The organism is Nocardioides panaciterrulae, from assembly GCF_013409645.1.
GTDB classification, from domain to species: Bacteria; Actinomycetota; Actinomycetes; order Propionibacteriales; family Nocardioidaceae; genus Nocardioides; species Nocardioides panaciterrulae.
Map to the genome: position 1 here is coordinate 3,401,117 of NZ_JACCBG010000001.1, position 11,569 is coordinate 3,412,685.

Here is an 11,569-nt window from a genome sequence, read left to right on the forward strand (position 1 = left end):
GCCGGAGGGCGGGTTTGAGAGCGGGTCGAAGGGCGGGCAGCGGCAGGGGTCCGAGAGTGCGTCGCATGATGATGGGACGGTAGCCCGCCGCCACCGGTTCCCGCCCCCGACGATCCGGGCGGGCGGTCGGGGCGGGCGGTCGGGGCGGGCGGTCGGGGCGGGCGGTCGGGGCGGAGGCCCGGCCGCGTGGCAGCATGCGTCCGTGCCCCGCTTCACCCGTGCCGAGCTGCAGTCGTTCCGCGGCACCGAGGTGCCCGACCTGCTGGGCACCGACGTCCGGCTGCTGTTCGTCGGCATCAACCCCGGGCTGTGGACCGCGGCCACGCAGACCCACTTCGCCCACCCGGTCAACCGCTTCTACCCCGCGCTGCTGCGCGCCGGGATCATCGGGCACCCGATCGACCCCTCGGCCGGGATGACCGACGAGGACCGCGACCTGCTGCGCGGGCGCGGCATCGGCATCACCAACCTGGTCCGCCGGGCCACCGCCCGCGCCGACGAGCTGTCCCGCGACGAGCTGCGCGAGGGCGGCCGGCAGCTCGAGGAGCTGGTCCACCGGGTTGCGCCGCGGGTCGTCGCGGTCGCCGGCATCACGGCGTACCGCCACGCCTTCGGCCACCGCGGGGCCGCCCTCGGCCACCAGCCCGAGCCGTTCGCCGGCGCCGAGCTGTGGGTCGTCCCGAACCCCAGCGGCCTCAACGCCCACGAGACCGTCGAGTCGCTGGCCGCGGCGTACGCCGAACCCGCCCGCGCCGCCGGCATCCTCTGACCGCCGGGCCGCTCCCGGCCCACCCGAGCCAGGCCCCCTCAGCCGGGCAAGACCTGGTCCTTGCCGAGCACGGTCAGCCCGTCCTGCACGACGAAGCCGCGCGCCTCGTCCTCGCCCGGGTCGACGCCGATCCGGGCGCCGGGCGGGACCACGACGTGCTTGTCGAGGATCGCGTTGCTCACGACCGCCCCCGCGCCGATCCGCACGCCGTTCATCAGCACCGAGTCCGACACCTGGGCCCCGGCGCCGACGAACGCCGCGGGCGAGAGCACCGAGCGGGCGATCTCGCCGCCGCTGACCACGGTGCCCGGCGAGAGCAGCGACTCCAGCGTCAGCGAGGCGTGACCGTCCTCGCCGGGGGTGATCTTCACCGGTGGCTGCGGGCCGTAGGAGGTGAAGATCGGCCAGTCGAAGTTGTAGAGGTTGAACACCGGCAGCGGCGAGACCAGGTCCATGTGCGCGGCGTAGTAGGAGCCGATCGTCCCGACGTCGCGCCAGTAGCCGCGGTCGCGGTCGGTCGCGCCCGGGACGTCGTTGTCCTTGAAGTCGTAGACGCCGGCCTGCTGGCGACGTACGAACGCCGGCACGATGTCGCCGCCCATGTCGTGCTTGGAGCCGGTCATCATCGAGTCCCGGCTGACCGCCTCGACCAGCGCGTCGGCGTCGAAGACGTAGTTGCCCATCGAGGCCAGCACCTCCCCCGGGCTGTCCGGCAGGCCGACCGGGTCGGTCGGCTTCTCCAGGAAGTCCCGGATCCGCGAGGGGTCCTCGGGCGCCACGTCGATGACCCCGAACTGGTCGGCCATCGAGATCGGCTGGCGGATCGCGGCCACCGTGCAGGCCGCGCCGCTCGCCACGTGCTGGTCGACCATCTGGGAGAAGTCCATCCGGTAGACGTGGTCGGCGCCGACGACCACGACGATGTCGGGCTGCTCGTCGCGGATCAGGTTCAGCGACTGGTAGATCGCGTCGCCGCTGCCGAGGTACCAGTGCTTGCCGACCCGCTGCTGCGCCGGCACCGGGGTGACGTAGTTGCCGAGCATCGTCGACATCCGCCAGGTCTGGCTGACGTGCCGGTCCAGGCTGTGCGACTTGTACTGGGTGAGCACCACGATCTGCAGGTAGCCGGAGTTCACGACGTTCGACAGCGCGAAGTCGATCAGCCGGTAGATGCCGCCGAACGGCACCGCCGGTTTCGCCCGGTCCGCGGTCAGCGGCATCAGCCGCTTGCCTTCCCCGCCGGCGAGGACGATGGCCAGGACCTTCTTGCGGCTGCTGGGGCTCATGCGGTCACGCTAGCGGGAGCCGGCCGCCACGGGCAGTGCGAGTTCGGGGACCGAACCACGCGATGCCTGTCCGAGGGGCGACGGAGTAGTTTCGCGCCATGCGCGTCGACGTCCTGACCAAGGAGTACCCCCCGGAGATCTACGGCGGCGCGGGGGTGCACGTCGCCGAGCTGGTCCGCGCGCTGCGCCGGCTGCCCGACCTCGAGGCCCGGGTGCACGCCTTCGGTGCGCCGCGCGAGGAGCCGCTGACCGCGTCGTACGCCGACCACGGCGAGCTCGCCCACGCCAACGCGGCGCTGCGGACCCTCGGCGTCGACCTGTCCATCGCCGACGGCTGTGCCGGCGCCGACCTGGTCCACTCCCACACCTGGTACGCCAACTTCGCCGGGCACCTCGCCTCGCTGCTCTACGGCGTCCCGCACGTGGTCAGCGCGCACTCGCTGGAGCCGCTGCGGCCGTGGAAGGCCGAGCAGCTCGGCGGCGGCTACGCGATCTCCTCCTGGGTCGAGCGGACGTCGTACGACGCGGCCGCGGCGGTGATCGCGGTGTCCTCGGCGATGCGCGAGGACGTGCTGCGCTGCTACCCGGCGATCGATCCGGACCGGGTCCACGTGGTGCACAACGGCATCGACACCGACGACTGGGCGCCGCGCGCCGACCCCGACCGGGTGCGCGAGCTGGGCGTCGACCCGGACCGGCCCTCGGTGGTGTTCGTCGGGCGGATCACCCGGCAGAAGGGGCTGCCGCTGTTCCTGCGCGCGGTCGCCGAGCTGCCCCCGGACTGCCAGGTGGTGCTGTGCGCCGGGGCGCCCGACACCCCGGAGATCCTGGCCGAGGTCGAGGGGCTGGTCGCGGACCTGCGACGGCAGCGCGACGGCATCGTGTGGATCGCCGAGATGCTGCCGCGCCGTGACGTCGTCGCGCTGCTCACCGGCGCGACCGCGTTCGTGTGCCCATCGATCTACGAGCCGCTCGGCATCGTCAACCTCGAGGCGATGGCCTGCGAGACCGCGGTGGTCGCCACCGCCACCGGCGGCATCCCCGAGGTCGTCGTGGACAGCGACGACGAGCGGGCGACCGGCCGGCTGGTGCCGATCGAGCAGGCAACCGACGGCACCGGCACACCGCTGGACCCGGACCGCTACGTCGCGGACTTCGCGGCCGCGCTCAACGACGTGGTCGGCGACCCGGACCGCGCGGCGCGGATGGGTCGCGCCGGCCGGCGCCGGGCGATCGAGGCGTTCAGCTGGGGGGCGATCGCCGAGCGCACCGTCGAGGTCTACCGCTCGGTGCTCTGACCGGCGGCCCGCTCCCGGTCGGCGCCCCCGCGGGCACCGGCGGGCACCCACGGGTACCCACGGCCGCGGCCGTCGGTGTGCGACCATCCCCGCGTGGCGATCGAGGTGGTGCCGTACTCCCCGGAGTGGCCGCGCTGGTTCGCGCACGTCGCGAGGGACCTCGAGCCGGCGCTGCGCGGCGTCCCCGGCGCGGCGGTGGAGCACGTGGGCTCCACCTCGGTCCCCGGGCTCGCGGCCAAGCCGGTCATCGACGTCGACGTGGTCGTGGCCCGCCGCCAGGTGCCCGCGGCCGTGGCCGCCCTCGAGGGCGCCGGCTACGCGCACCGCGGGGACCTCGGCGTCACCGACCGGGAGGCGTTCCACGCGCCGGACGACCAGCCGCGCCGCAACATCTACGTGTGCGTGGCCGGCACCCTGCACCTGCGCAACCACCTCGCCGTGCGCGAGGTGCTGCGCGCGCGGGCGGACCTGCGGGAGGAGTACGCCGCCGTGAAGCTGGCCCTGGCCGCCGACCCCGACATGGACATCGACACCTACCTCGCCGGCAAGTCGACGGTGCTGCAGCGGGTGCTCGCGGTCGCGGACCTGACCGCGGAGGAGCGGCTGCAGATCCGGCGGCTCAACGACCAGACGGCCTGAACCGCCGGACCGGCCGGCCGCCGGTCGGCCCTGCCGAGGGCCCCTGTGGAGGAGCGGTCGCGCCGCGCGGCGGATCGGACGAGGCTGACGGGCATGAGCGAGACACCCTACGCACCCGTGATCCGCAGCCAGGCCGACCTCGAGGACGCCTGGCGCCACCTCATGGAGCCGCTGGGCTTCGGCGGGCACAGCCTGTGGCTGATGTTCGTCCAGCCCGACGGCACCCCGCTCCCGCACCTGACCCAGATCGAGGAGTGCGTGCGGCCGCCGACGCCCCCGGAGCTGAACAGCTTCGTCGCGCTGCTCAGGTCCCTCGGCTCGGAGATGTGCGCGGGCGAGCGAATCGTCTTCCTGCGGTCCCGGCCCGGCCGCGGCGGCCCGACGCCGGACGACCTGGCCTGGGCGCGCAGCCTCTACGACGCCTGCCGCCGGGCCGAGGTCGAGACCGACGTGGTGCACCTCGCCACCGACGACATGCTGGTGCCGCTGCCGATGGACGAGGTGATGGCCCGCACCGCGTGAGCGGGCCGGACACCTCGCTCGCCTTCCGGCGACAGGATCTCCGGCGTACCCAGATCTGGGCATCTGTGCGGCGGGTTCCTCCCCACGGCGGCCGGGACCTGATGGGATCCCCGATCAGCCACCGGGAAGGTTTGATGACCATGTCCATTGCCCGCTCACCTCGGATCGTTGCCGCGCTGACGGTCCTCGGCCTGGCGACCAGCGGCCTGCTGACCGCTCCTGCGTCGGCGACGGCGGCCCCCGGGGCCGCCGCCGACCTCAGCGTGCACGGTGTTCCCACGGTCGTCGCCACCATGACCAAGAAGCACATCCGTCTCAGCGTCGGGAACCACATGCGCGCCGGGCGGGTGATGTTCAAGGTCGTGGCCGGCGACCATCACGGCCACGAGCTCCAGCTGCTGCGCCTGCACCACGGGTACACCGCCCGCCAGGCGCAGGCCGACTTCGGGAAGGCCTTCCGCGGCAACGTCGCGGCGGTCAACCGCGTCGACGACCACATCACCTTCCTCGGCGGGGCACCCGCTAGGCCGGGCCAGCCCGGCTGGTTCTCGGTGAACCTCCACGCCAACAGGTTGATGGTGGTGGACCAGAACGGTCCGGCCGCGACCGTCCTGAGGGTCCACGGAAAGCCCGCGTCGCGGCCCACGGTGCCTCACGACAGCCGCATCACCGCGCTCAGCTACGGCTTCGACCTGTCGTCGGCCACGATCCCGGCGGCCGGCTGGACGCTGGTGAGCAACCACAGCGACCAACCGCACTTCGTGGTGATGAACCGGGTCAAGCCGGGCACCACCCGCAAGATGGTCCGGGACTACTTCAACTCCGGCTCGCAGAAGCAGCCGCCGTGGGCGTTGCGCGCCAGCACCGACACCGGAGTGATCTCGCCGTACCGGACCCAGACCTTCCACTACGACCTGCCCGCCGGCCGGTACCTGATCATGTGCTTCTGGCCGGACGACGAGACCGGGATGCCGCACGCGTACATGGGCATGTGGCACTTCGTCACGCTGAGCTGACCGCAGGGGCCGGCGCACGCCGGCAGCACGCGAGGCCCGCCCGGATCGCTCCGGGCGGGCCTCGCGTGTGGGGTGCCGGGGCCGACCGGGCCCGGCAGCAGCTAGACGATCACGCTGAGGATCAGCGTGAACACCAGGCCGCTGACCGAGAGCACGGTCTCCATGAGCGACCACGACTTGATCGTCTGCACGACGTCCATGTCGAAGTACTCCTTGACCAGCCAGAAGCCGGCGTCGTTGACGTGGGAGAAGAACACCGAGCCGGCGCCCACGGCGAGCACCACCAGCGAGGTCTCGGTCGACGACATGCCGGCGACCAGCGGGATGATCAGCGTCGAGGCGGTGATCGTGGCGATCGTCGCCGAGCCGGTGGCCAGGCGGATCAGCACCGCGAGCACCCAGGCCAGCAGCAGCACCGAGATGTTGGCGTCCCGGGCCCAGTCGCCCAGCACGGTGCCGACCCCGGTGTCGACGAGCACGGTCTTGAAGCCGCCGCCGGCGGCCACGATCAAGATGATGCCGGCGATGGGCGGCAGCGACTCGGTGAGCGTGGTCGAGATCCGCTTGCGGTCCATGCCGGAGGCCCGGCCGAGGGTGAACATCGCGACGATAAGCGCGATCAGCAGCGCGAAGAACGGCTCACCGACCAGGTCGAAGAACCGCTGCAGCGGCTGGGTGGGGTCGTCGACGAGCAGGTCGACGAGCGCCTTGCCCAGCATCAGCACGACCGGCAGCAGCACGCTGAACATGGTCAGCCCGAACGACGTCCGGCGCACGGCGGTGGTCGCGCCGGGGCCCTCGCGGCGCACGGCGTGCTCCGCTTCCTCGTGGTCGTAGATCGCCGGGGCCGGGATGTCGACCCAGCGGCCGGCGAGGCTGCCGAACAGCGGGCCGGCCACGATGATGGTCGGGATCGCCACCAGGATGCCGAGGGCCAGGGTGAGGCCGAGGTTGGCGCCGAGGTAGCCGATCGCGGTGACCGGGCCGGGGTGCGGCGGGATGAAGCCGTGCATCGCCGAGAGGCCGGCGAGCGCCGGGATGCCCACGGTGATCAGCGAGACCTGGGCGCGGCGCGCGACGAGGTAGATGACCGGCATCAGCATGACCAGGCCGATCTCGAAGAACATCGGCAGCCCGATGATCGCGCCGACCAGCGCCATCGCCCACGGGAGGGTCCGCTTCGAGGACTTCCCGACGATCGTGTCGACGATCTGGTCCGCGCCGCCGGAGTCGGCGAGCAGCTTGCCGAACATCGCGCCGAGGGCGATCAGGGTGCCGACGCCGGCCGCGGTGCTGCCGAAGCCGGCGAGGTACGACGGCAGCACGCCGGTGCCGTCGGCGTTCTTCAAGATGTTCTGGCCGGCCACGGCACCGACCGTCATCGCGCCCAGGGTCAGCGCCAGGAAGGGGTGGACCTTCAGCAGCGTGATCAGCACGACGATGAGCGCGATGCCGAGCAGCGCGGCGAAGATCAGCTGGCCACCGGGCGCGACCGGCTGGGCCAGGTCTGTGCCGGCCATCGGCAGCAGAGCGGACAGGGCGTACATCAGTTCTCCTTCTCGGTGGCGCCGGACGCGGTCGCGCCTGCGGCGTGCCGGTCGACGTACTCCTGGATGATGCGGTCGACCGGCTGGTCGACGTCGATGACGACGCCGCGCTCGTCGGGCTCGAGGCCCTCGAGCGTGGCGAACTGCGAGGTGAGCAGCGACGGCGGCATGAAGTGGCCCGGGCGGCTGGCCTGCCGGCGGGCGATCACCTCTCGGGTGCCCTGCAGGTGCAGGAACTCGACCCGGTGCGCCTGGTGGCGCAGCTGGTCACGGTACTTGCGCTTCAGCGCCGAGCAGCTGACCACGCCACCGCGGGCGTCGTGGTCGGCCAGCCAGCGGCCGATGGTCTCCAGCCACGGGTGCCGGTCGTGGTCGTCGAGCGGCTCGCCGCGCGACATCTTGTCGATGTTGGCCTCGGGGTGCAGGTCGTCGGCGTCGACGAACGGCACGCCGAGCCGCTGGGCGAGCGCGGCTCCGATCGTGGACTTGCCGGAGCCGGAGACGCCCATGACGACGACGAGCGACGAGGTTGGCATTCGCACTCCCGGGTACGTGGGTTGTGGCTGTCGTCACGAATGGTGACCCAATAGGTCATACTTTTGCAACCCTTATCCCGATTTCACCCGTTCATTGATGCGGATGGGTGGGGATGAGATGATGTTCCCGTGACGACGCCCCCCGCCACCGGCCAGCACGCGAGCGTCCTGGATGCCCTGGGCGGGCGGATCGCGTCGGGACGACTCGAGGCCGGCAGCGTGCTCACGCTGGAGGGCATCTGCGGGGAGTACGCCGTGTCCCGCAGCGTGGCCCGCGAGGCGATCCGGGTGCTGGAGTCGATGGGACTGGTCACCTCGCGCCGACGGGTGGGGATCACCGTCCAGCGCCGATCGCGCTGGAACGTCTTCGACCCGCGCATCATCCGCTGGCGCCTCGACGAGGGCGACCGCGCCGCGCAGCTGCTCTCGCTCTCGGAGCTGCGCCGCGGCGTCGAGCCGGTCGCGGCGTCCCTGGCGGCCCAGCGGGCCGACCTGACCCAGTGCCGGGTGCTGGCCGCGGCGGCCTCGGACATGGCCGTGCACGGGCGCAGCGGCGACCTGGCCGCCTACCTGGTCGCGGACACGATCTTCCACCGCACCCTGCTCGCGGCCAGCGGCAACGAGATGCTCAGCGCGCTGGACGGGGTCGTCGGCGAGGTGCTCAGCGGCCGCACCCACCACGGGATGATGCCCTCGCGCCCGAACCCGGAGGCGATCGCGCTGCACGACGAGGTCGCCCGCGCCGTCCGGCTCGGCGACGCCCCCGCCGCCGAACGCGCCATGCGCGCGATCATCGAGGAGGCCGCGACCGCCCTCCAGGACGAACAGGACTCCTGACCCACCTGCCGCCCCGGACCGGCGTACCCGCGTCAACCGGCGCCGACTCGGCGTGCCCGGCGCGTCAACGAGCGCCGACTCGGCGTGCCCGACGCGTCAACGAGCGCCGACTCGGCGAGCTCCGGGGTCCGGTCCGAGGGCGGTTGTCCACAGGCGCGCGGATCCGGGGTTGGCACGAGACGGCGCGACCGGGAGGGTCGGGGGTACGACGACCCTCGGGAGGACCCATGACCATCGAGGCCAGCCACCCGGCCTTCCGCGCCGCGCTCGGCGACCTCGCCGCGGCCGCCGACCGGCTCGGCGGCTGCCGCGACCGCATGGCGGGCGAGGTGGGCGCGCTCCTGGACGGCGGCTGGTCGGGCGTGGCGGCCGAGGCGTTCGCCTCCGGCTGGGAGGAGTGGCGGGCCGGCGCCGGGGAGGTGCTGGCGGGGCTGCTGGCGATGCGCGACCTGGTCGACCGGGTGCACCGCGACCTCACCGCGCGGGACCTCGCCGCCGCCGGCGGACTGGCCGGCGTGGCCGGCCGGCTGGGCCGGTGACCGCCGCGCCCGACCGGTTCACGGTCGACCTCGACCGGCTCGAGCAGGTGGTGGACCGGATGGCGGCCGGTGCGTCGGAGCTGGAGTCCCTGCTGGCCGACCTCGGCGCCCGGGTGCGGGTGCTGCACGCGAGCTGGGACGGCGCGGCGGCCGCGGCCCAGCTGGACGCCCAGCACCGGTGGGAGGCCGGCTTCCGGGAGATGCACGCCGGGCTGCTCCGGATGCGCGCCGCGGGCGGCCGCGCCCACCAGGGCTACGCCGCGGCGGTCGCCGCCAACGTCGCGATGTGGGACCAGCTGGTGTGACCCCGACCCGAGGATCGCGGAGTCCCCGACGCAGCAGGTGCGTCGGGGACTCCGCGATCACGTTGGAGCGGCCGGGCGGGCGCGGCCGAGGCGGCGCGCTTCGACCGGAGGCCGGCAGCCCGGAGGTCAACGAGCGCCGACTCGGCGAACCTCAGATCAGAGGATCAGAGCGCGGCGCGCTGGTACTGCTTCGGCCAGTCGATGCCCTCGCCCACCTCGACGCCGAGCTCGTGGGCCGCGCGCAGCGCCCAGTGCGGGTCGCGGAGGAGCGCCCGGGCGAGCAGCACGACGTCGGCCGACCCGTCGGCGACGATCTCCTCGGCCTGCTTGGGCTCGGTGATCAGGCCGACCGCGCCGGTCGGGATCGACGCCTCGGCCCGGACCTGGCGGGCGAAGCGCACCTGGTAGCCCGGCTCGACCGGGATGTCGGCCAGCGCGTTCCCCCCGGTCGAGACATCGACGAGGTCCACGCCGGCCTCGCGCAGCAGCGCCGCGAGCCGCACCGAGTCCTCGGCGGTCCAGCCGCCCTCGACCCAGTCGGTGGCGGAGATCCGGACCACGACCGGCACCTCGGCCGACACCCGGTCACGGACCTCGGCGACGACGTCCAGCAGCAGCCGGACCCGGTTGTCGAAAGAGCCGCCGTACTCGTCGATGCGCTGGTTCGACAGCGGCGACAGGAACTCGTGGAGCAGATAGCCGTGGGCGGCGTGGACCTCGAGCACGTCGAAGCCGGCCGCGATCGCGCGGGTCGCCGTCGCACCGAAGTCGCTCACCACGCCGGCGATCTCCTCGGTGGTCAGCTCCCGCGGCTCCCGCAGGGCCGGGAACGCGATCGCCGACGGCCCGACCGGCTCCCAGCCGCCGTCCTCGTCGGCGACGAAGCCGCGGCCGTCCCACGGCGCCTTCGAGGACGCCTTGCGGCCGGCGTGCGCGAGCTGGATGCCGGCGCTGGCTCCCTGGTCGTGCACGAACGCCACGATCCGCGCCCACTCCTGCTGCTGCTCGTCGTTCCACAGGCCGGCGTCAGCCGGCGAGATCCGGCCCTCCGGGCTGACCGCGGTCGCCTCGGTGAACACCAGCCCGGCACCGCCACGCGCGAACGAGCCGAGGTGCACCAGGTGCCAGTCGTTCGGGACGCCGTCGACCGCGGAGTACTGGCACATCGGGGAGACCCAGACGCGGTTGCGGGCGGTGACCGAACGCAGGGTGATGGGGCTGAACAACTGGCTCACGGGTCGGGGCTCCTGACGATGAAGGATGTGCACGGACCCCGGGTCAACAACGGCGGGGCGCCGGGTGTTCCGCGGCCCCGCGCTCACCGGGAGCGGCGCGCCACGGCGTACGCCGGCACGCGCCGCCGCTCCCCCGGCCCGGGCGGCGCCGGCTCAGGCACACGAGATGCAGGTCCGCGCGGTCGGCCGGGCCTCGAGCCGCTCGGCGGCGATCGGCCGGCCGCACACCTCGCAGCGGCCGTAGCCGCCGTGGGCGAGCCGCTCGTAGGCCGCGTCCACCTCCGCCAGGTGCTCCTCGGCCTGCCGCAGCAGCGCGTCGACCTGCGAGCGCTCGAACGCGATCGTCGCGCCCTCGGGGTCGTGCTCGTCGTCGGCGTTGGAGTCGCGCGAGGCGTCGACCACGCCGAGGAAGTCGTGCCGCAGCCGGTCGAGGCGCTGGGTCGTGCGGGTCCGCTCCGCGGCCAGCCGGGCGGCGGCCCCCGGCGGCACGGCGCCGGGGTCGCTCATCGGTTGCGCCGCCAGATCGATGCGTTCAGCGCGGTCGCGAAGCCGGTCCAGGCGACGTACGGCACCAGCGCGGCCGCCCCGACCCGGTCGTGCCGGGCGGCCTCCCGCACCAGCGCGAGGTTGAGCCCGTTGAGCACCGCGATCGCGGCCAGGCCGCCGCGGGGCGACTGCCGGTCGAAGAACGCCCAGCACCAGCCGGCGTTGACCGCGAGGTCCGCGCCGGTCAGCGCCAGCACCCGGCGGCGGCCGTCACCGCGGGCCGCGTCGGCGGCCCGGCCGGTGCCCCAGGCGATCAACCCGTAGAGCGGCGTCCACACCAGCGGGAACGCCGCACCCGGGGGCTGCCAGGCGGGCTTGTCGAGCGAGCGGTACCACTCGCTCTGCGGCTTGGTGCCGAGGCTGCCGAGCACGGCAGCGGCCGCGGTCATCACGGGCGTCAGGACGGAGGCGCGCATGCCCCCAGCCTGCCTGCCCGGGCAAGCCGGGCCGCCCCGGGCTCAGGGCGTCGGGCTCAGGACGTCGGGCTGAAGGCG

The 11,569-nt window shown here is 73.6% G+C and carries 14 protein-coding genes; 8 read left to right on the forward strand and 6 right to left on the reverse strand.

Going from position 1 to position 11,569, the window contains the following annotated elements; genetic code table 11:
* Positions 1-202: 202 nt before the first annotated feature.
* The gene (locus BJZ21_RS16180) at positions 203-769 is read left to right on the forward strand and encodes a uracil-DNA glycosylase family protein (RefSeq protein ID WP_179664694.1); all 567 of its coding nucleotides are present in this window, start codon (positions 203-205) and stop codon (positions 767-769) included.
* A gap of 38 nt (positions 770-807) precedes the next feature.
* Here BJZ21_RS16180 and glgC read toward each other — a convergent pair whose 3' ends face one another.
* Positions 808-2,055 carry a glucose-1-phosphate adenylyltransferase gene (gene glgC / locus BJZ21_RS16185; RefSeq protein ID WP_179664695.1) on the reverse strand — a complete coding sequence of 416 codons (1,248 nt, stop codon included), beginning with the start codon at positions 2,053-2,055 and terminating at the stop codon, positions 808-810.
* A gap of 98 nt (positions 2,056-2,153) precedes the next feature.
* On the opposite strand from glgC, the gene glgA reads away from it, so the two are divergent.
* The 4 genes from glgA (at position 2,154) to BJZ21_RS16205 (ending at position 5,530) form a co-directional block, all read left to right on the forward strand.
* On the forward strand, positions 2,154-3,353 hold the full coding sequence (gene glgA / locus BJZ21_RS16190; RefSeq protein ID WP_179664696.1) for a glycogen synthase: 1,200 nt from the start codon (positions 2,154-2,156) through the stop codon (positions 3,351-3,353).
* A gap of 93 nt (positions 3,354-3,446) precedes the next feature.
* The gene (locus tag BJZ21_RS16195; RefSeq protein ID WP_179664697.1) at positions 3,447-3,992 is read left to right on the forward strand and encodes a GrpB family protein; all 546 of its coding nucleotides are present in this window, start codon (positions 3,447-3,449) and stop codon (positions 3,990-3,992) included.
* A gap of 93 nt (positions 3,993-4,085) precedes the next feature.
* Positions 4,086-4,514 (forward strand): hypothetical protein, encoded by a 429-nt coding sequence (locus BJZ21_RS16200; protein WP_179664698.1) that lies wholly within the window; start codon positions 4,086-4,088, stop codon positions 4,512-4,514.
* Between the two features lie 140 nt (positions 4,515-4,654).
* Positions 4,655-5,530 (forward strand): hypothetical protein, encoded by an 876-nt coding sequence (locus BJZ21_RS16205; protein ID WP_179664699.1) that lies wholly within the window; start codon positions 4,655-4,657, stop codon positions 5,528-5,530.
* 101 nt (positions 5,531-5,631) lie between these two features.
* Here BJZ21_RS16205 and BJZ21_RS16210 read toward each other — a convergent pair whose 3' ends face one another.
* Positions 5,632-7,077 (reverse strand): GntP family permease, encoded by a 1,446-nt coding sequence (locus BJZ21_RS16210; RefSeq protein WP_179664700.1) that lies wholly within the window; start codon positions 7,075-7,077, stop codon positions 5,632-5,634.
* Entirely contained in the window at positions 7,077-7,613 is a 537-nt protein-coding gene (locus BJZ21_RS16215; protein WP_179664701.1) for a gluconokinase, read from the reverse strand. The genes BJZ21_RS16210 and BJZ21_RS16215 overlap by 1 nt, the downstream gene beginning before the upstream one ends.
* Positions 7,614-7,742: 129 nt before the next feature.
* Between BJZ21_RS16215 and BJZ21_RS16220 the strand changes: the two genes are divergently transcribed.
* The 3 genes from BJZ21_RS16220 to BJZ21_RS16230 all read left to right on the forward strand — a co-directional run bounded on the left by BJZ21_RS16220 (position 7,743) and on the right by BJZ21_RS16230 (position 9,294).
* Positions 7,743-8,450, forward strand: a complete 708-nt coding sequence (locus tag BJZ21_RS16220; RefSeq protein ID WP_179664702.1) for an FCD domain-containing protein — start codon at positions 7,743-7,745, stop codon at positions 8,448-8,450.
* Between the two features lie 227 nt (positions 8,451-8,677).
* Positions 8,678-8,989 (forward strand): WXG100 family type VII secretion target, encoded by a 312-nt coding sequence (locus BJZ21_RS16225; protein WP_179664703.1) that lies wholly within the window; start codon positions 8,678-8,680, stop codon positions 8,987-8,989.
* The gene (locus BJZ21_RS16230) at positions 8,986-9,294 is read left to right on the forward strand and encodes a WXG100 family type VII secretion target (RefSeq protein ID WP_179664704.1); all 309 of its coding nucleotides are present in this window, start codon (positions 8,986-8,988) and stop codon (positions 9,292-9,294) included. Before BJZ21_RS16225 ends, BJZ21_RS16230 begins: the two co-directional genes overlap by 4 nt.
* Positions 9,295-9,458: 164 nt before the next feature.
* Here BJZ21_RS16230 and BJZ21_RS16235 read toward each other — a convergent pair whose 3' ends face one another.
* The 3 genes from BJZ21_RS16235 to BJZ21_RS16245 all read right to left on the reverse strand — a co-directional run bounded on the left by BJZ21_RS16235 (position 9,459) and on the right by BJZ21_RS16245 (position 11,491).
* On the reverse strand, positions 9,459-10,529 hold the full coding sequence (locus tag BJZ21_RS16235; protein ID WP_179664705.1) for an NADH:flavin oxidoreductase/NADH oxidase: 1,071 nt from the start codon (positions 10,527-10,529) through the stop codon (positions 9,459-9,461).
* A gap of 153 nt (positions 10,530-10,682) precedes the next feature.
* Positions 10,683-11,036 (reverse strand): TraR/DksA family transcriptional regulator, encoded by a 354-nt coding sequence (locus BJZ21_RS16240; protein WP_179664706.1) that lies wholly within the window; start codon positions 11,034-11,036, stop codon positions 10,683-10,685.
* The gene (locus tag BJZ21_RS16245; protein WP_179664707.1) at positions 11,033-11,491 is read right to left on the reverse strand and encodes a TspO/MBR family protein; all 459 of its coding nucleotides are present in this window, start codon (positions 11,489-11,491) and stop codon (positions 11,033-11,035) included. Before BJZ21_RS16245 ends, BJZ21_RS16240 begins: the two co-directional genes overlap by 4 nt.
* Between the last annotated feature and the right edge of the window lie 78 nt (positions 11,492-11,569).

Coding starts and splice junctions, on each gene's coding strand:
- glgC (WP_179664695.1), bottom strand. CDS start 2,055: ATGAGCCCCAGCAGCCGCAAGAAGGTCCTGGCCATCGTCCTCGCCGGC.
- glgA (WP_179664696.1), top strand. CDS start 2,154: ATGCGCGTCGACGTCCTGACCAAGGAGTACCCCCCGGAGATCTACGGC.
- BJZ21_RS16200 (WP_179664698.1), top strand. CDS start 4,086: ATGAGCGAGACACCCTACGCACCCGTGATCCGCAGCCAGGCCGACCTC.
- BJZ21_RS16205 (WP_179664699.1), top strand. CDS start 4,655: ATGTCCATTGCCCGCTCACCTCGGATCGTTGCCGCGCTGACGGTCCTC.
- BJZ21_RS16210 (WP_179664700.1), bottom strand. CDS start 7,077: ATGTACGCCCTGTCCGCTCTGCTGCCGATGGCCGGCACAGACCTGGCC.
- BJZ21_RS16215 (WP_179664701.1), bottom strand. CDS start 7,613: ATGCCAACCTCGTCGCTCGTCGTCGTCATGGGCGTCTCCGGCTCCGGC.
- BJZ21_RS16225 (WP_179664703.1), top strand. CDS start 8,678: ATGACCATCGAGGCCAGCCACCCGGCCTTCCGCGCCGCGCTCGGCGAC.
- BJZ21_RS16240 (WP_179664706.1), bottom strand. CDS start 11,036: ATGAGCGACCCCGGCGCCGTGCCGCCGGGGGCCGCCGCCCGGCTGGCC.
- BJZ21_RS16245 (WP_179664707.1), bottom strand. CDS start 11,491: ATGCGCGCCTCCGTCCTGACGCCCGTGATGACCGCGGCCGCTGCCGTG.